Annotated in this window: 24 protein-coding genes; 9 read left to right on the top strand and 15 right to left on the bottom strand. The window is 47.7% G+C overall.

The window, feature by feature from the left end; genetic code table 11:
- Positions 1-140: 140 nt before the first annotated feature.
- From ACXAFQ_RS10590 to ampD, 3 genes are all read right to left on the bottom strand, one after another.
- Positions 141-899, bottom strand: a complete 759-nt coding sequence (locus ACXAFQ_RS10590) for a GntR family transcriptional regulator (RefSeq protein ID WP_474821338.1) — start codon at positions 897-899, stop codon at positions 141-143.
- 380 nt (positions 900-1,279) lie between these two features.
- Complete coding sequence (gene ampE / locus ACXAFQ_RS10585) at positions 1,280-2,146, bottom strand: regulatory signaling modulator protein AmpE (protein WP_474821334.1); 867 nt, start codon at positions 2,144-2,146, stop codon at positions 1,280-1,282.
- 25 nt (positions 2,147-2,171) lie between these two features.
- Positions 2,172-2,717 (bottom strand): 1,6-anhydro-N-acetylmuramyl-L-alanine amidase AmpD, encoded by a 546-nt coding sequence (gene ampD, locus ACXAFQ_RS10580; protein WP_474821331.1) that lies wholly within the window; start codon positions 2,715-2,717, stop codon positions 2,172-2,174.
- Positions 2,718-2,816: 99 nt separating this feature from the next.
- On the opposite strand from ampD, the gene ACXAFQ_RS10575 reads away from it, so the two are divergent.
- The 9 genes from ACXAFQ_RS10575 to ACXAFQ_RS10535 all read left to right on the top strand — a co-directional run bounded on the left by ACXAFQ_RS10575 (position 2,817) and on the right by ACXAFQ_RS10535 (position 9,876).
- On the top strand, positions 2,817-3,323 hold the full coding sequence (locus ACXAFQ_RS10575) for a retropepsin-like aspartic protease family protein (RefSeq protein ID WP_474821327.1): 507 nt from the start codon (positions 2,817-2,819) through the stop codon (positions 3,321-3,323).
- An 18-nt stretch (positions 3,324-3,341) separates the two neighbouring features.
- Entirely contained in the window at positions 3,342-4,199 is an 858-nt protein-coding gene (gene nadC, locus ACXAFQ_RS10570; RefSeq protein WP_474821324.1) for a carboxylating nicotinate-nucleotide diphosphorylase, read from the top strand.
- Positions 4,200-4,441: 242 nt separating this feature from the next.
- The gene (locus tag ACXAFQ_RS10565) at positions 4,442-4,870 is read left to right on the top strand and encodes a pilin (protein ID WP_474821320.1); all 429 of its coding nucleotides are present in this window, start codon (positions 4,442-4,444) and stop codon (positions 4,868-4,870) included.
- A 61-nt stretch (positions 4,871-4,931) separates the two neighbouring features.
- A complete protein-coding gene (locus tag ACXAFQ_RS10560) occupies positions 4,932-6,140 on the top strand; it encodes a type II secretion system F family protein (RefSeq protein ID WP_070125043.1) in 1,209 nt (402 codons plus the stop codon).
- A 108-nt stretch (positions 6,141-6,248) separates the two neighbouring features.
- The gene (locus ACXAFQ_RS10555) at positions 6,249-7,130 is read left to right on the top strand and encodes a prepilin peptidase (RefSeq protein WP_474821315.1); all 882 of its coding nucleotides are present in this window, start codon (positions 6,249-6,251) and stop codon (positions 7,128-7,130) included.
- Entirely contained in the window at positions 7,127-7,744 is a 618-nt protein-coding gene (gene coaE, locus ACXAFQ_RS10550) for a dephospho-CoA kinase (RefSeq protein ID WP_474821312.1), read from the top strand. Before ACXAFQ_RS10555 ends, coaE begins: the two co-directional genes overlap by 4 nt.
- Positions 7,745-7,890: 146 nt before the next feature.
- The gene (gene zapD / locus ACXAFQ_RS10545) at positions 7,891-8,643 is read left to right on the top strand and encodes a cell division protein ZapD (RefSeq protein WP_474821309.1); all 753 of its coding nucleotides are present in this window, start codon (positions 7,891-7,893) and stop codon (positions 8,641-8,643) included.
- A 51-nt stretch (positions 8,644-8,694) separates the two neighbouring features.
- Entirely contained in the window at positions 8,695-8,925 is a 231-nt protein-coding gene (yacG, locus tag ACXAFQ_RS10540; protein ID WP_474821307.1) for a DNA gyrase inhibitor YacG, read from the top strand.
- A 78-nt stretch (positions 8,926-9,003) separates the two neighbouring features.
- Entirely contained in the window at positions 9,004-9,876 is an 873-nt protein-coding gene (locus ACXAFQ_RS10535; RefSeq protein WP_474821302.1) for an aspartoacylase, read from the top strand.
- 75 nt (positions 9,877-9,951) lie between these two features.
- Here the strand turns inward: ACXAFQ_RS10535 and ACXAFQ_RS10530 are convergent, their stop codons facing one another.
- The 12 genes from ACXAFQ_RS10530 to ACXAFQ_RS10475 all read right to left on the bottom strand — a co-directional run bounded on the left by ACXAFQ_RS10530 (position 9,952) and on the right by ACXAFQ_RS10475 (position 22,304).
- On the bottom strand, positions 9,952-11,214 hold the full coding sequence (locus ACXAFQ_RS10530; protein WP_474821300.1) for a hypothetical protein: 1,263 nt from the start codon (positions 11,212-11,214) through the stop codon (positions 9,952-9,954).
- A gap of 45 nt (positions 11,215-11,259) precedes the next feature.
- Entirely contained in the window at positions 11,260-11,907 is a 648-nt protein-coding gene (locus ACXAFQ_RS10525; protein WP_474821297.1) for a hypothetical protein, read from the bottom strand.
- 546 nt (positions 11,908-12,453) lie between these two features.
- Positions 12,454-13,743 carry a methyl-accepting chemotaxis protein gene (locus ACXAFQ_RS10520; RefSeq protein ID WP_474821293.1) on the bottom strand — a complete coding sequence of 430 codons (1,290 nt, stop codon included), beginning with the start codon at positions 13,741-13,743 and terminating at the stop codon, positions 12,454-12,456.
- 8 nt (positions 13,744-13,751) lie between these two features.
- A complete protein-coding gene (locus ACXAFQ_RS10515) occupies positions 13,752-14,114 on the bottom strand; it encodes a response regulator (protein ID WP_070125032.1) in 363 nt (120 codons plus the stop codon).
- A gap of 14 nt (positions 14,115-14,128) precedes the next feature.
- Positions 14,129-14,872, bottom strand: coding sequence for a ParA family protein (locus ACXAFQ_RS10510; RefSeq protein ID WP_474821288.1), 744 nt, complete (start codon positions 14,870-14,872; stop codon positions 14,129-14,131).
- Complete coding sequence (locus tag ACXAFQ_RS10505) at positions 14,869-15,132, bottom strand: hypothetical protein (protein WP_474821284.1); 264 nt, start codon at positions 15,130-15,132, stop codon at positions 14,869-14,871. Before ACXAFQ_RS10505 ends, ACXAFQ_RS10510 begins: the two co-directional genes overlap by 4 nt.
- Complete coding sequence (locus ACXAFQ_RS10500) at positions 15,123-17,837, bottom strand: chemotaxis protein CheA (protein ID WP_474821280.1); 2,715 nt, start codon at positions 17,835-17,837, stop codon at positions 15,123-15,125. The genes ACXAFQ_RS10505 and ACXAFQ_RS10500 overlap by 10 nt, the downstream gene beginning before the upstream one ends.
- 1 nt (position 17,838) lies before the next feature.
- Positions 17,839-18,207 carry a response regulator gene (locus ACXAFQ_RS10495; RefSeq protein WP_474821276.1) on the bottom strand — a complete coding sequence of 123 codons (369 nt, stop codon included), beginning with the start codon at positions 18,205-18,207 and terminating at the stop codon, positions 17,839-17,841.
- Positions 18,204-19,076 (bottom strand): CheR family methyltransferase, encoded by an 873-nt coding sequence (locus tag ACXAFQ_RS10490; protein ID WP_070125021.1) that lies wholly within the window; start codon positions 19,074-19,076, stop codon positions 18,204-18,206. The genes ACXAFQ_RS10495 and ACXAFQ_RS10490 overlap by 4 nt, the downstream gene beginning before the upstream one ends.
- Complete coding sequence (locus ACXAFQ_RS10485) at positions 19,073-19,702, bottom strand: HEAT repeat domain-containing protein (protein ID WP_474821272.1); 630 nt, start codon at positions 19,700-19,702, stop codon at positions 19,073-19,075. Before ACXAFQ_RS10485 ends, ACXAFQ_RS10490 begins: the two co-directional genes overlap by 4 nt.
- Positions 19,703-19,711: 9 nt before the next feature.
- Positions 19,712-20,767, bottom strand: coding sequence for a chemotaxis-specific protein-glutamate methyltransferase CheB (gene cheB / locus ACXAFQ_RS10480; RefSeq protein WP_474821270.1), 1,056 nt, complete (start codon positions 20,765-20,767; stop codon positions 19,712-19,714).
- Positions 20,768-20,774: 7 nt separating this feature from the next.
- Positions 20,775-22,304 (bottom strand): chemotaxis protein CheW, encoded by a 1,530-nt coding sequence (locus ACXAFQ_RS10475; protein WP_474821267.1) that lies wholly within the window; start codon positions 22,302-22,304, stop codon positions 20,775-20,777.
- Positions 22,305-22,318: the final 14 nt, after the last annotated feature.

Raw genomic sequence — 22,318 nt, 5'->3', positions numbered from 1 at the left:
TAAAAATCATCCCGCATGGCGAATCCATGGAGGATGAAAGACTAAACTAGGTTGTACTTTGAGCAGGCCTAAGCGGCTCACCCTTTTTCTTTTCTTACCTACTGCTAACCGGCAAGGTATTTTTACTTTAAGGCCAGGCCTTATATCTCCAGACGTCGCAACGCTCGCTGAACGCGACTGTCGCGTTGATTGATGTCGAGGAGAGTTTTTTCAATTAGCGCCAGGTGAGCATTACATGCCTGCCGGGCCGCTTCAGGATCTCGCGCAACAATGGCTGCAAGGATAACCTTACGTTGTTGCGCGACTTCCCGGTAGACAGCCTCCTCGCCACTTTCGTGTAGAGCAAGCATGTCAAAATTTCGTTCGATATTGTCAACCAACATGTCTTTCATGGTGCTCATAACGTGCAATAACACCATGTTGTGTGAAGCGCGGGCCATAATCATGTAGAACGCGGTTACCGCTTCGGCCATGTCACGTTTGCTTCCACCCGGTTTCAGCGCAGGTAAGTTATCCAGCGCTTCCTGAAGGGCTTTATAGTCTTCAGGCTGGCCCCGTAACGCTGCGTAGTAAGCAGCCATACCTTCCAGCGCGTGACGAAACTCCAACAAATCAAATTGGGTTTCAGGACGACGGCTGATAAGGGCCATAAGGGGGTCGGTAATGGCGGCATTAAGATTGCGGCTTACAAAAGTGCCACCACCTTGTTTGCGTTCAACCAGACCACGGGCTTGAAGGTTACCGATTGCTTCACGAAGTGAGGGGCGGGATACATCAAACTGGATAGCCAGTTCACGTTCTGGCGGTAGCTGTTGCCCAGCCAACAGACTGCCATCAAGAATCATCGATTCGAGTTGTTCAGTAATGACATCTGATAATTTTTTCCGGCCGTCACGCATACCGTTGCGGTTCCTCGCTTACGAAATTAGACGGCCAATATGTAAACAAAGTTACATGCCACCGCCACATTGGTAATACCATTTTACCTATCTAGTTTAGGATAGATCGAAATGTAGGTAAATAGTCACTCATCGAAAGTAACTTACATTTAACCTTTTGATTGAGCTAACAATTGAAATTGTTGAAATTTTTTTACAGTCCAATCTGGTCTGACGAGTGAAATAAAGATGATTTTATGAACGGAACAGGTTGATTTAACAACCATTTTTGTGCAGGTGCAGCATAAATAAAAACGGCGTTTTCATCATGAAAACGCCGCGCTTTATACTGTAATAGTGGTAATCCGATTAGCAGGCTTCAATGGTCTACCACTGCATGGTTATGCTAACCAACCGCCTAACGTGAGGAGTGAAGTAACAACCAGTAAAAAGATGATATTACGCTTTGCTAACCGCACGCCAGCCTGTACATGAATGAGCGCCGCGGCTTTTGAGTAGCCTAAACTTCCCTCATCATCTATTACTTCTGCTTCACGGGCCACAGACCAGAGCACATCAGCGCTGTCGTTTGCGGTATTTGTGATCGACTCAAGCCATACCCCTGCCGCTTTAGAGAAATGACCCACAATTAAATAACCCAGTGTGGTTGCACGGGCAGGTAGCCATTCCAGAGCAAATAACAGGCGATGCGTCACTCGTGCAGCAGCATGTTGATGCTCGCGGTAATATTGATGGGCTTCTCTCACACACATATAGAATAGTGCACCCGGCGCGCCAAAGAAGATAAAGAACAATATTACTGCACCGAAATAGCGGAAATTCGCAAGCAGTAACAAACGCTGCATACGGGTACCGTCGTCAGGGGTCGATTTTTTATCCCGTTTGCCAAGTAGTCCGAGATGTAGTTGCCTTTCATACAGATCGCACGCTTCGGCATCTTCACGATGAGCTGCCTGGATCCAGGATTTATAAATATCTCGGAAACGGGTACAACTGATCGCAATGAACAGCACGATTGTTTGCTCTATAAAGGTAAGAAAACCACCTAAAACGTAAGTTTCTAACAGTGCCAGTACAAGTGCAGGCACGAATAAGTACAACCAAATACGGCGAGAAGCCTCATCCTGTTGTGCTGAAATGTTAAATTTACGCAGACCAGCACGAACCCAAACAGCAGACTGCCAGTACTTCGTTCGGGTTACCATTCTGTCCAGCGCTAACGCGAGTAATAAACTAATCAGAATCACTTCATTATTCCCTTATTAAGGATGCTCATTTTTTATTGCCAAAAGACAGCGCCTGTCTGTATCGGCTCCAGTCAAAAAATTCACCTGGGTCTGTCTTTCTGCCAAAGGCAATATCACTATGGCCAATGATACGGCCTGCGGTAATTAACGGAAAGCTATCTATTATCTTTTGTGTGACACGGATCAGGCTTTGATACTGTGCATCGGTAAACGGTTCAGTATCACACCCTTCCATTTCTATACCTATGGCATAATCATTACATCTGCTACGCCCCTGGAACACAGAAAGACCAGCATGCCATGCCCTTTTTGTCAGCGGCACGAATTGTTCAACCTCACCGGTGCGATAGATGACGCAGTGGGCAGACACCTTTATACCCGCTAAGTCGTGATAACTGGGATGTGCGTTACAATCAATGGTGCCCATGAACAACCTTTTTATATCCCCGGTGCCATACTGGCCTGCCGGTAGCGATATATTGTGGATCACCAGTAACGACACCTGCTCGTTGTCAGGTCGTTCGTCATAAAAAGGTGAAGGTGTAAACTGGCAATCTGCAATTAAGTCCATATAAAAAGGGTTCGATACTTATTTATAAGCAAGTTTGACACCTGCGGCAGTGTTACTCAAGAGAGCGAACCACCACTGCAGAAACAAAAAGAGGCAGAAATGAGTAGTAATCAGAGTACAGGGAAATGGATGTATGCGCTGGCCTGGGTCTGTGGGCTGGGTTTACTGACGTTTGTATTTTCGGATTTGCTCGACAGACAGGAAAACCCCAACCGTGAGCCAGAATCCGTGCGACTAGACAACCAAACAGAAGTCCGGTTAAAGCAAAACCGGGCCGGCCATTATGTGACGAATGGGTTTATTAATGGCGAAGAAGTCACCTTTTTAGTCGATACCGGTGCTACCGATGTTGCCATTCCGGCTTACCTGCAAGAAAAGCTGGGATTAACCGCCACGGGATCTGGCATGGCACAAACGGCAAATGGTGTGGTTCGTGTGGCCCGTACAAGTATAGATACGTTACGCATTGGCGACATTGAGCTGCATGATGTGCGTGCGAACCTTAATCCCGGTATGAATGATAACCAGATCCTCCTTGGAATGAGTGTTTTGAGGCAGCTTGAGTTTACTCAGCGCGGAGAATGGTTAATATTGCGTACACTTTAATATAAGCAGAGTTTCAGTATGACGACACCGACTTTGGACGACATAAGACAGCAGGTCACGCAGGCCCTGGCAGAAGACTTAGGCGGCAGCGCCGACGCCAGTCAAGACATTACCGCAAATCTGATTAGCGCCGATACCCAGGCCACCGCTACGATTATTACCCGCGAAGACTGCATTGTATGTGGTATGGAATGGGTGAAAGCGGCTTTTTCTCTTATCGATGAAAGTATTGAAGTCAACATTCTTATCGATGACGGCCAACAAGCCAAAGCCGATGATGTGCTGGTTTCGCTGGCAGGCCCTGCGCGCGGTATCCTCACTGCAGAGCGAACTGCACTGAACTTTTTGCAAACCCTGTCTGCTACGGCGACGGTATCACATCATTATGCGTCGATACTTGCCCCTTACCCAACCAAGATTTTGGACACCCGTAAAACCTTACCCGGCCTGAGACTCGCACAAAAGTATGCAGTGGCCTGTGGCGGGGGTAAAAACCACCGAATCGGATTGTTTGATGCCTTTCTGATTAAAGAAAACCATATCTTCGCCTGCGGCTCTATTGAAAAAGCGGTGGCAACGGCGAAACAAAATCATCCAGACAAGCCTGTGGAAGTTGAAGTAGAGAACCTGCAGGAATTAAAAGAAGCACTCGAAGCCGGTGCAGACATTATTATGCTGGATAATTTTAGTAATGATCAGATCCGAAGCGCAGTCGACATTACGAAAGGGCAAAGTAAACTCGAAGTTTCTGGCAATATCACGGATGAAAGATTGCAATCTTTAGGAAAATTAGGTGTTGACTTTATATCTTCTGGGGCTTTAACCAAAAACGTAATGGCTGTGGATTTGTCGTTACGAGTGGCAATGAAAGATTAAAAACTGCTTTAAGATCAAATAAGTGGGTACTTTAACTTTCTCCCCTAAAGGTATCCACGCTCATCCCCTTACCGCCGTACTTCCTATCCATATGTATATTTCTGAATACTTGTCAGTTGGCTTGCTCCGCCTATACTGAGCATCAAGTACCGGGGACGTTCAATAAACGACTCAGGTATAAATCGTAACTTTGAATGACCCAATTTAATTTCGCGCATTATACGCAAACCCGGAGATATACCATGACTAAATTTAACGCAAAAAACCAAAAAGGCTTTACCTTAATCGAACTGATGATCGTTGTTGCTATCATCGGTATCCTGGCTGCAGTAGCTCTGCCAGCTTATCAGACATACACTTCTAAAGCGAAGTTCTCTGAAGTTGTGCTGGCGACCTCTGGTCACAAAACAGCTATCGAAGTCTGTGCACAGGCAACTGGTGATATGACACAGTGTGTTAAGAAAACTAACGGTGTTCCAGATGACCTGGGTGCAAGCGGCAACCTGGCAAGCTTAGGTTGGGATGCTGCAACTGGCAAAATGACTGCAACTGCATCTACTGGTGGTGGTCTGAATGGTGAAACCTACATTCTTAACGGTGTACTAGCTAACGGTAAAGTAACCTGGTCAGTAGATGCAACTAGTACTTGTACCGCTGCAGCACTGTGTTAATCGACTGATTTTCTAAAAAGCCCGAGCTCTGCTTGGGCTTTTTCATTGGAAGGGGATTGTAATGGCAAAAGTCGCAACTACCTTTGTCTGGCAAGGAAAAGATAAGCAAGGTAGCAGCCGTAAAGGCGAAATCTCGGCTCTCACTTTGTCTGAAGCCAAAAGTTTGTTGAGACGACAGGGCATATCGGCGCATAAAGTCAGTAAACAGAGCAAACCGCTGTTTGGTGGCGAGAAAAAAGTTAATGCGGCAGATATCTCTGTGGTTACCCGTCAGATTGCTACCATGTTAGGTGCTGGCGTAACCCTCATTCAGTCTTTAGATATGATTGCCCAAGGCCACGATAAGTCGTCCATGCGCAAGTTACTGTCTGAAATTGCTACCGAAGTAAAATCCGGTAATCCCCTTTCCAGTGCATTAAGAAAACACCCGCTCTATTTTGATGATCTTTATTGCGATCTGGTGAAAACCGGTGAACAGTCTGGTGCACTTGAAACCATTTTTGATCGCATTGCGGTTTATAAAGAAAAAGCCGAAGCACTCAAATCCAAAATTAAAAAAGCCATGTTCTACCCCATTGCGGTAGTAGTCGTGGCGTTTATCGTTACTACCATCCTACTGGTTTTTGTTGTTCCACAGTTCGAAGAAATATTCAGTAGCTTTGGTGCCGAACTACCAGCCTTTACCCAATTTGTGCTTGGCATTTCTAAATTTGTACAAAATTACGGCATATTTATCGGTGCTGGTATCGCCGCTGCTATCTTTCTTTTCATTCGTGCGCACAGGAAATCTCAGGCACTTAGAGATAAAGTGGATGCTGCCGTCCTAAAAGCCCCTGTGGTTGGCGACATTCTGAAAAAGGCCTCGGTTGCCCGTTTTGCCCGTACATTATCGACCACCTTTTCAGCCGGTGTTCCGTTAATCGGCGCACTGGATTCCGCCGCAGGTGCGTCAGGTAACGCTATCTACCGCGATGCGATTTTATTCATTAAGAAAGAAGTCGCCGGTGGTTTGCAAATGAATACCGCCATGCGCGCAACGAACGTATTCCCTGACATGGTGACACAAATGGTCGCCATTGGTGAGGAGTCCGGTGCCGTTGATGAAATGCTGGCAAAAATTGCGTCTATTTATGAAGCTGAAGTTGATGACATGGTTGACGGACTCACCAGTCTACTTGAACCGATCATCATGGCCGTTCTTGGCGTGGTAATTGGTGGTTTGATCATCGCCATGTATCTGCCAATCTTCCAGATGGGTAGCGTGGTTTAACCGAGGCAGTGTATCGCCCGTTAAAATATTCATTGTGGCAAGACGGCTTTTCAGGCAGTCTTGCCACAAGCCATCCGGTCTACTCTAACCCACAGAAAAGCAAGAACTATGGACGCAATCTTTACCCTGCTTCAGCAAAGCACACCACTTTTTCTTACCACTATTTTTATTTTTAGCCTGCTGGTTGGCAGCTTTTTGAATGTGGTGATTTATCGTCTTCCCATTATGATGGAACGAAGCTGGAAAGCAGAGTACGAAAGTTACTTCCACCCCGACGACGCCGCTGCGGCCGAGCAGGCACCGTTTAACCTGGTAAAGCCGGATAGCACCTGCCCACACTGCAAACATAAAATTCGCGCCTGGGAAAACATTCCCCTTATTAGTTACGCCATGCTGGGCGGCAAATGTGCCGGTTGTAAAGCGCCGATTTCTATCCGCTACCCGTTAGTAGAACTCTTTACCGCGCTGGTGTGCACATTTACGGCCTGGCATTTCGGTGCAACTGCACAGGGATTATGGGCTGTACTTATTGTGTTTGTGTTGATCGCTCTACTGTTTATAGATTTAGACAAAATGCTGCTGCCAGACCAGCTGACTCTGCCCTTGATGTGGTTAGGACTCATTTTAAGTACCCTGAATGTGTTTGTGGGCACTACCGATGCCATTATTGGCGCTGCTGCCGGTTACTTAAGTTTATGGTCGGTTTACTGGCTATTTAAATTGCTGACCGGCAAAGAAGGCATGGGCTACGGCGACTTCAAATTATTGGCGGCACTGGGCGCTTTTACAGGTTGGCAAGGGTTGCCTATTATCATTTTACTCTCATCCGTGGTGGGTGCCGTTGCAGGCATTGCACTCATGGTGGCCCAGCGCTCGGGTAAATCACTGGCGATACCGTTTGGACCCTATCTGGCGGTTGCGGGCTACCTCACGCTACACTATAAAGCTGAAATTATAGATGCCTATTTAGCTTGGGCATTCGGCGCATGAGTAAACCTTTTGTTGTTGGTCTCACTGGTGGGATTGGTAGCGGTAAATCTGCGGTTAGCGATTTATTTGCACAACAGGGCATCGATATTGTGGATGCTGATGTCGTCGCCCGCCAGGTTGTCGAACCGGGAACGCCTGCGCTTCAGGCAATCATCGACCACTTCGGCGAGGCTATTATTACCGAGAATGGTAGCCTGAATAGACCCGCTTTACGCAAACGGGTGTTCGAAAACGACCTTGACAAACAGTGGCTGAATGCCCTGCTCCACCCAGCTATTCGCGCGGAGATGCAAACCCAACTTCAGGAAGCCACCAGCCCCTATGTGGTTTTTTCAGTTCCGCTGCTCATTGAAAATGGCCTCGACAGTATGGCCGATACTGTGCTGGTTGTAGATTGCAGTGAAGAAACACAACTCGCCCGGGCAACACGTCGCGATGGCAGCAATATTGAAACCATAAAAAGCATAATGGCGTCTCAGGCCACCCGTCAGCAACGCCTCGAGAAAGCCCAAAATGTCATCGACAACAACGGTGAACTTTCTGCCTTGCCTTTACAGGTAAAATCTCTGCATCAGCAATATATGCAACAATCCGCGCAAAAAAGTGGCCGCTAACCCTCCGATCCCGGCTTAAAGCTTGATATTTTTGTACTTTTGCGCTGTAGTGCAAGAGTCTGGTGATCTTCGCTGTTCGCTAACGGTACATATAGACCAGTTTCTTACAACCACGCTTACCAGTTTTAACCATGCAGAGAGGGCCCATGACGACCACCATTTACGAATTTCCACTTAAAGAAAAAGTGCGGAATTACCTGCGTATCGAGCATTTGTTAGCGCAGTTGAAAACCGGTGCGTCGGTGCAAAACCCTGCATTACAGATATATTTCTTTGAACAACTGTTCACCCTGATGGACTTACTCGATCGCCTGGATTTGCGTACCGATTTGGTAAAAGATCTCGACGTTCATGAGCGCAATCTGGTGCACTGGTCACAGCATCCCAACATCGACACCAATGCGCTGGAACAATCTTTAAAATTGATCATTCAACTAAAAAGTAAATTGAAAGAAGAACGCAAGTTCGGCACTGCACTGAAAGACGATAAATTTCTCGCCTCTATCCGTCAGCGTTTCAGCATTCCTGGTGGTACATGTAGTTTTGATTTACCCAACCTGCATTACTGGTTGAACCGACCGCAAGACGACATACACGAATCAGTAAAAAATTGGTTGTCATCGCTGAAGCTGCTCGATGAAACCGTCTCTGTATTGCTTTCGTTTTTGCGTGAGCGTGGACAATTTAAACCCTTCGAAGCCAGCAACGGCTTTTACCAGGGCGTGGCCGATGACAAATGCGGGTTAATGCGAATTCGCTGCGACAGTAATCAAGGCTATTACCCCACTTTTAGCGGTAACAAATACCGCTACGCCATTCGTTTCATGCTGTTTGAAAGCGCCGCGGGACAATCGCCCTCGGTAGAGAACACAGTGTCTTTTGCTATGGCGTCCTGTTAAACTCCGAACACGTTTTATCCGCATTATTTTGTAGCGCAAAGGTGAATACTTGTGAAAGTGAAATGCCCTATTTGCAGTGCTGACGTGGAATGGTCGGAAGAAAGTGAACACCGCCCTTTTTGCTCAAAAAAATGTCAGCTTATCGACCTTGGCGAATGGGCGGGTGAAGACCGCTCAATCCCCGGTCCTAAACAACATTCTGATACACCTCCGGGTCTTCCGGACATTGAAGACATAGAAGCAATGCTGAGCCAGCAGCAGGACGACTTTTTCAAGCATTGATCGCCCTGCCCTGTCCGGCTGATTTCCCGGGAAGCTAACAACGCACTTCCCTTCTACTGATGAGGTCACCAACCCATTATGCTTAATACCATTACTTTGACGGGTGGCACACACGGCAACGAAACCAGTGGCATCCAGCTTATTCGCAACTGGCTTAAATTCGGCCTGCCTTCCCGCTTTTCTGCCCTTAATGTCGATTGCTCACTGGCGAATACAGCAGCGATTGCGGCAAACGTACGCTTCTTAGATGAAGATCTTAATCGCCAGTTTACTGCTGAACGTCTTGCGGGAGACAACCCGGCACGTGAAGCGGTTCTGGCCAAGGAACTGAACCAGAAATTCGGTCCTAAAGGCTATACACGCACAGATTTTTTTATTGATATTCATAACACCACCAGCAACATGGGCGCTACCCTGATTGTACTGGAAAATGATGATTTCAATGTGAAGCTGGCACGTTTCGTAAAACAAGCCATGCCAGAGGCCAACATTCTGGTTGAAGATGAAAAAGCATTCGCAGAACACGGCTACCTTTGCACAGTCGGTAAAAAAGGGGTGATGATAGAAGTCGGCGCACAACCTCAGGGCGTGCTGCGGGAAGATGTCTATCAGTTAACGCTTACCATGGCAGAAGCCATCCTGGATTTTTGTGTGGCCTGGAACAATCAGGACGCAGCACTGAACGAACTGCCGCCTTGTGAAGCTTTCCGTCTTGGCTATGAACTCAAATTCCCCCTCGATGAAGACGGCATGCGAAAAGCCATGATCCACCACAGCATTCAGGATCAGGATTTCATCCCACTCTTACCTGGCGCTCCCATGTTCCGCGGATTCGATGGTTCTGATTATGTATGGGATGGAGAGAAAGAAACCTATCCTCACTTTGTGAACGAAGCGGCTTATCACAAACTTGACGTGGCATTTTCGACGTCAGAACGCATAGAGTTCTGATTTTCGAATTAAATGCTTAAGGTCACCTCACCGAATAACATTGTTCAGCTTTGACGAGGTGACCTTCGAATGATTTCAATTACGGCTTAAATGCCGTCGTATCGCTTCCGCCAGCGCACACTGAATATGCGCCAGTGCGCTCACGTCTTGTTCGTTTGCCAACATCAATTCTGTCAACCATTTCTGCTTTTCAAGCAATGCCTTTATTTCCAGACGCCACGCAGTGTGAGATTGATCTGTTGATAGCGGCGTAACCGGCTCACCATCAATCGCGTTCACCGCCATCAGTTTTGCCCGTTCTGTCTCTGCGGGTTCAGGGTTAAAAGAAAGCAGGTACAAGAATCGTTCGAGTGACGCCGGTTCAAGGGCCAATTGTTCGATCCCCGCATAAATCACTTTCAGCGGCGCGCAATCTTCATATTCACTGAAAAGGAGGCCGCTGGCGCACGCAACCTGCTGGGCATCTTCCAGCGCTAACATGTCGTTGAGGTATTCCGCTTTTTCAGTAAGCAATGCTTCTCTGATGATGTGACTACAAAAAGGAAAAAGCTGGTAAACAGACACTGTTGCCACTTCCACTTGCTCATACAGCGGGGAAAGGTAGTTAAGCAGTTCGTCGTCGCCGATGGTGAAGATGAATATATCCAAATGACAGAGGAACACATCTTCTGGCCCCTCTATATAAGGTTTCGCTTTTATGCGCTGACCAATAAATCCAGGGCAGGCGCTGGCAATGGCGTACGGGTCTTCGCCACGAAAGAAGCAATCTGGATCAGGGCGATAAATAACAATTTGCAATGGTTTATCGTAAGCAAGGGAAGTGAAAAGCGCGTCGCACAGAAGTTTGTTGTGACAACCGACCAGCCATGCGTTAAGAAAATCAGGTAATGGCTCAACATGATTTTCTTTTGCGCGATCCAAATTATCAAGGGCTGCCCGGGCAGCATTTCTGACGGGTTCTAAAGCTTCATCAGCTTGCCCACAAAAAGCTTCAGCCTGATGAAGAAAAGTGGGTTCGTCGAAATCTGGCCCGTCGCATTGCTCAAGAAACAGTTGCAGCCTATCAAATACCTGACAAAGCACATCATGAACCTCGTCGGTATAAAGAAATTCGCCGTTTTGTAGCGCTTTTAGCACCTCTGTAGCGAACTGCGTAAGCGTATTCATGGCGTCGGATGACAGTAGCGCCGACAACGTGGTAAGGGTTTCGGTATGTTTAATGACAAACGAGGAGGCAGTCAGCGATGGGTTATCAGATTCTAATGTTGACAGGCACTGTCGTGCCTGGGCGAGATTGCGCATTGCCTGTGCAATAATGCTCGTCTTGAGTTCGCCCATGTTTACTCCTCAGCCTACCTCCGCTAATCTGAAACGGATAAGACATTATTCACCTTTAATTCCGAGCAGCCAGGTTTTACGAATTAAAGACTGCCGCGTATAAGCCACTGCAAATTGAATATAGTCGCTATAGTGGAATCGTGCAGCTATACGATTGAGTAATGGTAGCGTTAGGCTGTTGCCTACATCACAAAGCGCCTCAATGGCACGACCCACGACTTGCTCACTCTGATCTTCCAGTACAATGCTGTGCAACCAATAGCACGCTTCATCCCGTTCACAGAACAACACCAGTTCGATGGCGAGTGTGCGCACTTCAACATCGTCGTGATAAAGCATAGGACTCACATAGTCGATGAGCAAAAGCGGCTGAAGTTTTACAACTTGAATAGCGGCCCGGCGCATTTGCAAACTCTCTGAGTTTAGTTGCTCAAACAAAACAGCGGTAACTTCTCCACGACATATTTTTTTCCCTTGTGGAAATAATAGTTGTTTTACCGCCTCAGCGTCTTTTACATCGCATTCAGGTAAACCGGCAATGGCTTCGCTCAATTGATTGAGTAAATCATCTTCCGCCCATTCTTTTACGGATTCGCAGGACTGACGAAGCTGTGTTAACAACTGATCCAGTTCTTCGCTGACTTTCTGAAATTCGTCGTGCTTTGGTAATGCGCGTTTTGAATTCTGACTCATGAAGTCCTCCAACTACCGTAATAATGGTGAAACATATTGCAAAAGTCTGGCAGCTCTCCAAACCCGGAAGAGAAGCTACCAGCCTTTGCACGACTTAAGCATGAGCCACTTTGGACGGAAATAATGTATTAATTGAGATAACATTGTATGAAATGCATTCTGGTTTTATTCCGCAAAACTACCGCTTACCTTGCCAGCACAATATAGTCACAAATGTCACCAATTACACATCTGCAGTAAAAATAAACACTTATCGTTAGGCTTTTTGCCCGTAGAATAACCAATGATATGTCAATTAACCTTTAGAGAATGCGAAATATTCGTCACACTTTTTTGTTAGTTTAAGGGGTTACAGAGGTGAGTTTATAAAAGAAAAAAGCCGCTTGATGTAGGAGTCCATGCTGCTGCGAGTGCGACTGGTTGTGAAGCTAACGGTGCGGCTAGTTGTAAAGACGAGAGTTCGGCTCATTGAAACAGCGACCGGCACTGCAGCACGGTCGCATTGTTTGTCTGTATATTGCCTGGATAAAAAGCGTAGTGCCTGGATTAGAAGAGTTCTATTTTTGGCTCACGGGTCTCCTCAACGACATCGCGCTTTTCACCATCAGAGTTCGCCAAATCAAAATGTATACGACGCTGGTCCTCCATCACATACTTTTCAAACATTTCAGCGGTACTCAGGTTAAACGAGTCGTCAAAGGCTTTGCGTCCATCGATGTACTCTGAAAACTGTCCGAAAAGACTCACCAGTGCCTCGTGTTCCAGTTTTACGTTTTCAGCTCGCTGCCGGATAATATCCTGAAACTGGATCTTTCCTATCGCCCCACTCACTTTGCCTGCAATATCTTTCGCCACCCCACTAAAACAACTCAGCATACGTGGGCTAAACTCTTCCAACCTACGATAATGGTCTGTCATATTGGCCAAAGAACCGGAGAATGAAGTCAAAAGATCGCAGGTTTCCTGGCTCTGATTGGTAGATAATAACTTTTCACCATGCACCTTGGCGGTTTCCATCGCTGAGCGAATGCCTGTTTCGATTTTCTCTGCGGCTTCAGAAGATTGTGAAGACAAGGTTCTTACCTGTTCTGCTACCACGGCGAACCCGCGACCATAGTCACCGGCCCGGGCTGCTTCAATAGCCGCATTGAGTGCAAGCAGGTTTGTTTGGAAAGCGATATTTTTTACAAGCTCAGTGAGCTCTTTCAGTTTGTCAATTTCACCGAGCACTTCCTGAATCGCCGCAGTATGTGCCTTGTCGTGTTCTTGCTGGCTATGTATTAGCTGGGTAATTTCTTCTAGCCGCTGATTCGCATCTTCAATTTCTGCGGCACTTTCCGCTTTAAACGAGGCCGTATTGCGCTGAGACATTTCGATACTGTCGATACCGTTGTGAATCACTTCTTCAATCTGATACAACGCACTCATCAGGTCGACAGAAGCCTCTTCCGTAATATTGGAAATACCATCGATCTGGCCGCTGAGAATTGCGGCATATTCATCCACCTGTTTATGGGTGGTGTGCAGCTGCGCAGACGTCATGTCGAGATAATCATTGGCTTGTGCAAGCGCCTGTTTAAGCTCGGCATTATTAGAATTTTCACTGGTAAGTAATTGCTTACCAATCCAGAAAGCACTGGTTACGAGACTACAAACAACAGCAACACCTACTGAGAATTGCGCGCTAGTGAATACGTTTACCGCCACCACACCAGACAACGCAAATACGGCGCCCAGCACTGAGAGTAATACTGCTTGCACAGTTGGGTTTTTGAGTCGCTGAGAACGACGTAACCGCGCAATTACTTCAAGCCCTGTTTCTCGCAAATTAATCATAAAGCCTCCTACGGCACCAATTGTTTTACAACGGCTATCAATTGATCAGGTTCGACCGGTTTTACCAGCCATCCAGTGGCGCCAGCGCGTTTGGCTTCCTCACGCTTAGTTTGTTGAGATTCAGTGGTTAACATAAGAATAGGCGTGAACCGAAACTTACTGTTCTTCTTAATCTCTTTGATTAACTCAATGCCATTCATACCTGGCATGTTTAAGTCTGTGATAATTAATTTTGGTGTAGCAGTCTGTAACATTGTGAGTGCGACTTCGGCGTTCTCAGACTTAATAACATCATAGCCCGCACGTTTGAGTAGCATTTCCATACTCATCAGCATAGTGGCTGAATCGTCTACCAAATGGATGGTCTTCATTGATCACCTCTTTTCTATGAGAATAGTCTGTCACAAAGGCAACGGTAGTCTTCTGCCCCGGCGGAAAGCGGCGCATACTCAGACACCGGCAAATGCACCGCAAATGCCTCTGCCACTTTAACGTTACGGCGTATTGCAGGAAGAATCCGCCCTGCACCGAACTTTTGTTGCCAAAGCCCCAGCGTCTGCCGGTGAATTCGCAATTTGCCGTCAACCATCACAGGTAAAATATCAATGGTTGTGGCTCTGAAATGTTTATTTTGAATCGCCTTCATACAGGCGTTCAGCAGCTTGTTTACGCCATCTGATGCCAATGGTGTAGGTTCAGCCGGAATAACAATTTTATTGGCTCCCGCCAGGGCAGAGAGTAAACGCGGCCCAAGGGTTGGCGGTGTATCGACAAGAATAATATCAAACTGATTTGTGCTGCTTATGGCATCAAACATAGAACTGAATCTGTCAAGTTTGTACGCTGATTCGTCAAATGCACTATTGGTATGGGCCAGCACAAGCTGAATGTTCTCGCTGTAACAGAAAACGCCTTTGAATTCCTCAAAGCTACTTAGCCAATCAGGCATGGATAATTGGGCGCCCTGGGCATCGCCTGCACTGAAACCAAATTCAACGTGGCCCTGATTATCCAAATCGATGACCAGCACCTTCGCGCCACGCTCACTTAATGCATAGGCCAGGTTCACCACGGTGGTGGTTTTCGCTGTGCCGCCTTTTCGATTCGCAACAACCAACACATCGCTCATGGGTTCGTCTCTTCATCGTACAATTTGCTATCAATGGCCACTTTTAGCCAGTGCCAGTCCTGATCATCTGCAGGCCACACCGAAACCGATATGCCATGCTTAATCATCACCTGATAAATTGCAGTATGTGCGTGGGTCAGACTTTTCAGATTGAGTTGTCGTTTAGGATTTTCCGCTAACCAGGCATCCAGTTCTTCTGCAAGATCCACCTCACAGTTTCCGTCCAGAACAGCAACTTTTTGTTTGTAGGTTATCGGCATGACAGTAACTCCGGTACATTAACGATTAGCAAAACACGTCCGTCGCCAAGTAAAGCAGTACCGCTGAAGTGGGAGTAACCCGCCATCACACCTTCCAGAGGCTTCTGAATTACATCAATACCTTCATGAAACTTATCGATAACTAACCCCATATCACCATTTCCGGTATTTACTACAAGGATAGACTGCTCTTCGACATTTTGCGTTTGTAATTCGAAACCTAAATATTCGCGCAGGTCGTGAAGGGGGACCAACTTGTCACGGATAACCAGAACCTGATGATTTTTGATTTGCTGAATTTCATCAGGACGCACTTTCACCGTTTCTACAACGCTGTCCATGCTTACACCGAACATTTGCTCATTTACTTCGAACATCATGACCCGGTTCACAGACATAGTTTGTGGCAGCACCAGACGAAACTGTGTGCCCTTGCCCACTTCAGACTGCATTTCTATATGACCGCCGGCCTGCGTCACCATGGTTTTAACGGCATCCATACCCACGCCACGACCCGATAAATCTGAAACTTGCTCGGAGGTAGAGAAACCGGGGGCAAAAATGAGTTGCAGGGCTTCTTCGTCGTTTATCGATTCGAGTTGCGATTCAGTAATAACGCCTTTCTGGTAGGCCAGCATTTTTATTTTTGCCGGGTCGATCCCTTTTCCGTCATCGCGGATCTCAATGACGACGTTATCGTCTTGTGGCGTAGCAATCAGCTGTATACAGCCAGATTCATTTTTACCTGCAGCGAGCCTGTCGGCGGGCGCCTCAATACCGTGGTCAATGCTGTTTCTCAACAAGTGAATGAGCGGTTCCGACAGCGATTCGATGAGGTTTTTATCGAACTCGGTATCTTCCCCCTGCATTTCCAGCTCGATCTTCTTATTCAGCTTGCGGGCTAAATCTCTCACCAAACGAGGATATCGTTGGAACACATGCGATACCGGAACCATGCGAATTTGTAGAACCGCACTTTGTAGTTCTTCGGTAAGACGATTCACGATAGTGAAATGTGATTTAATTTGTTTGCTAAGCTTACGACTGCCGCCATCTTCCTCGGCTTGCCTCGCCAGATAAGGTAAAGAGTTTTTTGCTACCGTCAGTTCGCCCACCAGATCCATCAGGTAATCAATTTTTTCCTGATTCACCTTTAATGTGCGAGGCACCTGACGCTCTGCAGGCTTCGCCGACGTTTCACTGACGGGTTCAGGTTTCACCTTTGCCGGTTCAGCCTGCGTCGCTTCAGTGGCAGGTTTGTTCTCACTGGCACTGTCATCATTCATGGCCGCAGCCTGTTCGCTGGCCACGGGCGCTTCTGCATCAGTAACGGCAAGCGCTTCAGCGCCGGTAGAATCTGGCGCTTCCTGACTGTCATTCTGCGCGCCCTCACTTGCGATGACGCGCAAAAGATCTTCCGGGGTTCTGTCGACGACATCAAGATTGAGGATACGGCTCACAATTAAGTTTATCGATGCCAACGCTCCCTGATTTCCTCGACCATCGATCAGTCTGATTAATACCGTTTCCTGCTGCTTAAGCATGGCCAGAGCATTTTCAGACAGCCCTTCGCTTTCTGCTGGCTGCGTGGGGGCAGCTTCAGCAATGGGTTCCTCACTAACGTCATCTGTAACCGGCGTTTCATCGGTCTGTGCAGTGTCAGGCGTAGCAAACAAGCACTGACAGAATGCGCTAAGCATTGCTGGGTTTTCAGTGAGCCGCTCAATACCTGCGCAGAATTGCCATACCACTGAATCAGGGTTTGTGGATGCACAAATAAAATTACAGATCCTGGCGATTTGTTCCGGCCCTTCGTTTTCTAATGCCTGTGCCAGTGTCTCGACTTCTTCTTCATGCAGAATTTGGCTAATCAGTGGCGCACATTGCTGATACACCTGCTCGGCACTGATTTGGGTATGCTCATATTGCCCTTCATAATAAGCAAAGTGTGACGACAGCGAATCCCAGTCGGCACTACTTAGGAGCAGAATATCCAGATGACACAGGAAGACATCTTCAGGGCCTTCAACGTGCGCTTTACGTGTGATGGTATGGGTAAGCAGCCCCGGTGTCGCCAGACTGACATTAAATGGGTCTTCTCCACGGAAAAAACAGTCTGCATCCGGCGCGTAATGGAAATAGTGTAGCCCGGTAGATTCCTGCGATTTAAAAAACAACGTAAGCCGGGCCGTATCCGACATTGACGATAACCAGTTGGCGGCAGTTTCCGGTAATGCGGCGACTGGCGCTGCGAGTCCCGCAGGAGCTTCAACGGCATTCTCCGCTGGCTGAGTAGCCTCAATGCCGGAAGGAGCTTCTGCGGTGTTCATGAAGTTTCTTAAACGACCGGCCAACTCTGCAGATACGCCCTCCCATTGGGAGAGTTGATGTGTACCGGCTTCGAGTTCGTCAAAGAAGGTACTGATTTGATCAAAACTCTCGAGTAAAACATCGCCTAATTCATCGGAGAACGGGATGTCCGAAGCACGCAAACAGTCGAGTAAATCTTCAGAAGCATGGGCTAAGCGTGTCAGAGGTTTAATATCGAATAAATCAGACGAACCTTTGATCGTGTGAATATCACGAAAAATCGTATCAACGGCCTGAGCGTCATACCCGACGCTTTGCAACGTGATCAGTTCCTGACTGGCCGACTCCAGGTTTTCCCGGGACTCTCCGATAAACGTATCTAACAGCTCGCTCATACTATTCTTCTCCCAACATCAGAGACACCATGTCGTTTAACGTGGTGCCGTCTACCGGCTTAGTCATGTAGAAATTAGCACCGCAATCAAACGCTTTGGTGGCATCACCAGCCTGCGACTCCGTACTGATCATGATAATCGGTACCTGATTGAGCGCGTCGTCACGACGGATTTCCTGGCAGAGTCTGTAGCCATCCATTTTGGGCATGTTCACGTCTACCATAAACAGATCGATTTGCTTACCCATGGCTTTTTCGAGCGCTTCGACGCCATTTTCAGCTTCCTCTACCTGACGTTGTGCATTGGCAACAATCATTCTGTGGTAAGTTCTGACGGTGTTTGCATCATCCACTATCATGATAGTTTTCATCTGAACGCTCCCTCATTAGTGGGCTTTTGATAAACGATAACATCGCCAAATTTTTTCACTTTAAACAGCGAGCAAATGCGGCTCATTGATTCACTGTGACCTAAGAAAATATAGCCACCGGGCTTTAATGCGTCATACAGCACCTGTGCTGCTCTGCGTCGCGAATCATCATCAAAATAGATCAGCAGGTTGCGGCAATAAATCAGGTCGAATGAGCGGAAGCGGCCAGGCACTTCTGCACCGAGAATATTTGCCAGGCAAAGAGTGACCGAGTCTTTAATGTCACTGCAAAGATGGAACTCGTTACCATGCTGGGTAAAATAGCGCTGACGCATGGTGAGTGGGATATTCTGCACCGAACGCTTAGAGTAGATGCCGCGCTTGGCGTGCTCTAAAACGCTAGTATCGATATCCGATGACACAATTTCGACATCGCGATGCTCCAATCCTTTCCAGTACTCCAGCAAGTAGATGGCAATAGAGTACGGTTCTTCACCCGTGCTCGAAGGCACTGACCATATTCGTAAATCTTCGCCAGCCGGGCGCATATCATCCAGTTCGTCCATTAAATGGCGGCACATGGTTTCAAACTGATAATCTTCGCGGAAAAAATAGGTTTCGTTCACCGTCATCGCGTTGACCAGGCTTTGTAGTTCATCGCCTGATGCCTGAAAACGCATAAATGTGAAGTAGCTTTTAAACAACGTATGACCCGTTTGTTTCATACGCTCTTTTAAGCGTTTATCGACGAAGTAACGTTTTGAATCTTCAAAATAAATACCGGTTTTTCGGTAAAACATCGAACGAAAACGGTCGAAGTCGGCGTCAGAAATTTCCCCAGCCGCCGCTGCGGCTCCAATGCTGGTCATATTTCCTCTCCTGCAACGGCATGACGAACACATTGGATCGCAAACTGGATATAAGCTTCGTTCGAAAAGCGCGCCGAGACTTTTTCAAGCACATCGAGGGTTTCGCTGTTACCAATTTCTGAAAGCTTGTCGATTGCGGTGCCGACCACGTTGATGTTTTTGTCGTTCATCACAACGTCGTGTAACCATAACGCGGCGTCGGGATGACGAATCGCGCCAATGACGTCCACAGCAAAAATGCGAACATCACTGTCTTCGTCATTCAACAGCTCATTAACGTGACTGGCGAATAACACAGGCTTATTTTGCAGCAACTCTATGGCACCATTACGAACCTGCGCATCTTCAGACTTCAGTTTAATCAAGACCTCACCGGCAACCTCTTCGTCACACATGTCTTCGATTGCACTGAATAACGCTTCGAGTACCATAGGCTCATGCTCAACATCGATGCGATCCAGTAAAGCCCTGCGCGCCTCAAGATTGTTTGAAAGATCACGGGCGGCCCAGCGCCGTACATCAGCAGCTTCGTTTTGCAGATCGTCAATAAGAGACGTGAGATCTCTGCTGCTTTGACGGCGATCTGCCTGAGCGGCAGATTCACCTCGGCTTTTTCTCAGTCCCATGGCGTTCTCCTACTGTTTACAAAGATGATTAACGCGTTGCGCGATGGCGTGACTATCAAGGATATGCGTCGCGCATCCCGCCTGTATAAGTTCTTTTGGCATGCCGAACACGGTGGCTGTTACCTCACTCTCGGCAATGGTGATTGCACCGCGGCTATGAGCCTTAGACATTGCCGCGACACCATCACACCCCATACCGGTAAGCTGAACACACAGCATGTTTTTAGCATCGAAACATCCCAATGCCGATTCCACCATGCGATCCACGCTGGGGTGCCAGAGGAAGTTAGGGCTGGCCGGTATGGGTCTGACAAAAACCATATTCTGGTTTTTCACGAACGACACATCGGCATCTCCTTTGGCGATATACACTTTGCCGGTTTCTAATGGCATACGGCTGCTGACTTCCACCACCTCAAGGGGGCACAAATCATTCAGCCTTTTCGCCAGCGCGGCGGTAAATGCCTTTGGCATGTGCTGCGCTACCACAACCGGGCAAGGAAAATGCGCAGGAAGCTGAGACAATATTTGCTCAAGCTTCCTTGGCCCACCGGTAGACACGCCAATCATGACCACCTGAACCTTGCCACTTTTTACCGGCGCTGCCGTTGCTTTTGCCACTGCAGCTTGCTGTGGCGAGTGCATGGGCTTCGACGGCGCTGCCGTTCGCCGAACGTTTGCAGTAAGCGCTTCTATTTTGCAAATCAGCTCATCTTCAATATCGCTTATATCCGCACTTACCGTTCCGCCGGGCTTCAAGACAAAGTCTGCCGCTCCCAGTGCCAGCGCTTCTAGTGTCACCAATGCACCTTTCTGCGTCAGCGAAGACAACATCAGTACTGGGCACTGGTGAAACTTTCTTAGCAGGCTGAGACAGGTCAAACCATCCATCACCGGCATGTTGATATCTAAAGTAATCACATCAGGTTTAAAAGCCGCTGATTTCGTCAGTGCTTCCTCGCCATCGCGGGCTGAGTCAACCTGATAGCCCCGTGCAGTGAAAACCTGTGTGAACAGTTTCCGCATCAAGGCAGAGTCATCTACCACTAATACTTTGACTGCCATCTTCCCGTTAACCCCCGTTTACTTTTGCAATATCGTTGTCGTTCAGCAGTACCGACGGCTCGATGAGCTGAATGATGCGCTGCTCTTTGTTGAGCTTGATGAGCTTGTTTAACAGCTCAGTTTGCTCATCAGACAGTGAAGGCGCATCTTCGATAGAATCGGTAATAACGGTTTTAACTTCTGCCACGCCATCCACAATAAAGCCGGTTTTTTGCTTGTTCCGGGTAAGCACCACAATACGCTGACGGTCAGTGGCTTCCGCTTTGGGTAATCCCAATCGCGTGCGTAAATCAATCACAGGCAGTACCGTGCCCCGCAGATTGACAATGCCTTGCAGGTAGTCCGGTGTATTAGGCACACTTTCCAACTTGTCGGGAATGCGTGTTATTTCCTGGGTATCTTCGATGCTGACCCCGTACTCCTGACCGGCAATGGAGAAGATCACGTATTGGGCATAGTCTTCTTCGGTCAGCACCCCTTCGTCCTGATCAGCCATATCAGAAACCTCATCTTGTAAATCAACCTGGCTCAGCGCCTGGCTTAGGGAGCGTTGGAAAACGCTGTGCAAGTTAACGATAGATATGAGTCGCTTGGTGCCTTCCACACGGTACACGGCTTCCAGCGCGCCATCGGTATATCCGTCGTTACACACAGACGGAACAGGCTCCAGCGCCGACGGTGATATACTCACCACATTGCTGACTTTCGCGACCACAAAGCCCACAGCAGACTGACTGCTGTCGCTGCAGTTAACGATGATGATGCGGGTAGCATCGTTCATTTCGCAAGGCTGCATGCCAAGATTCATGGCCAGATCGACGATGGGAATAATTCTTCCCCGCAGATTAACCAGCCCCAGTACCGAAGGATTACTATCGGGTAAGGCGGATATGTCGTCGGGAACCCGCACAATCTCACCCACATCATGGAGATAAAAGGCAAATTCTTGCCCGGCAATGGAGAAACACACCAGTTGCTGCAAATCATCTTCGGCTTCGCTGTTGTTGTCTTGCGAACCGGTGCGGTTTTGCTGAAGTTGCAGGCCAGAGCCGTCTTTTTTATGACTGACGGTTAACTGTGACTGCACCAGATTTTCAACATTGAGGATCTGCTCCAGCGGTTCGTTCTTTTGCTTAATCAACCCTTGCAGGTAGTCATAAGAAATTGACGAATCGCCTTGTTTGTCATTAACCACGGTGTCTTTCGGCACACTGTAAACACGGTTTACTTTGTCAACCAGAAAGCCCGTCATACCGAGTGTTGACTCCACAACGACAACGCGGGATGTTTCAGTTTGTTCTGCTGCACACGACAGCAAAATAGCCCGTAAATCGTAAACCGGCAGTACGTTACCCCGCAGGTTTGCCAGTCCCATCATCTGGTGGGGTCCCAGCGGAACCCCCACCATCACGGGTACACGAATAATTTCGCCAACAGACTGCATGGGAAATGCAAATTTCTCTTTTCCAATCTGGAAAGAAACAAACTGCAGCTCGGTGTCTGTTGCGGTAATTTCCTGAGTTTCCATTTCTTGCATGGTCTCACCTCACC

The organism is Alteromonas sp. ABH2_165 (assembly GCF_056159945.1).
Note: the sequence above shows the minus strand (reverse complement) of the source record. Positions and strands in the feature narration are given on the sequence as shown.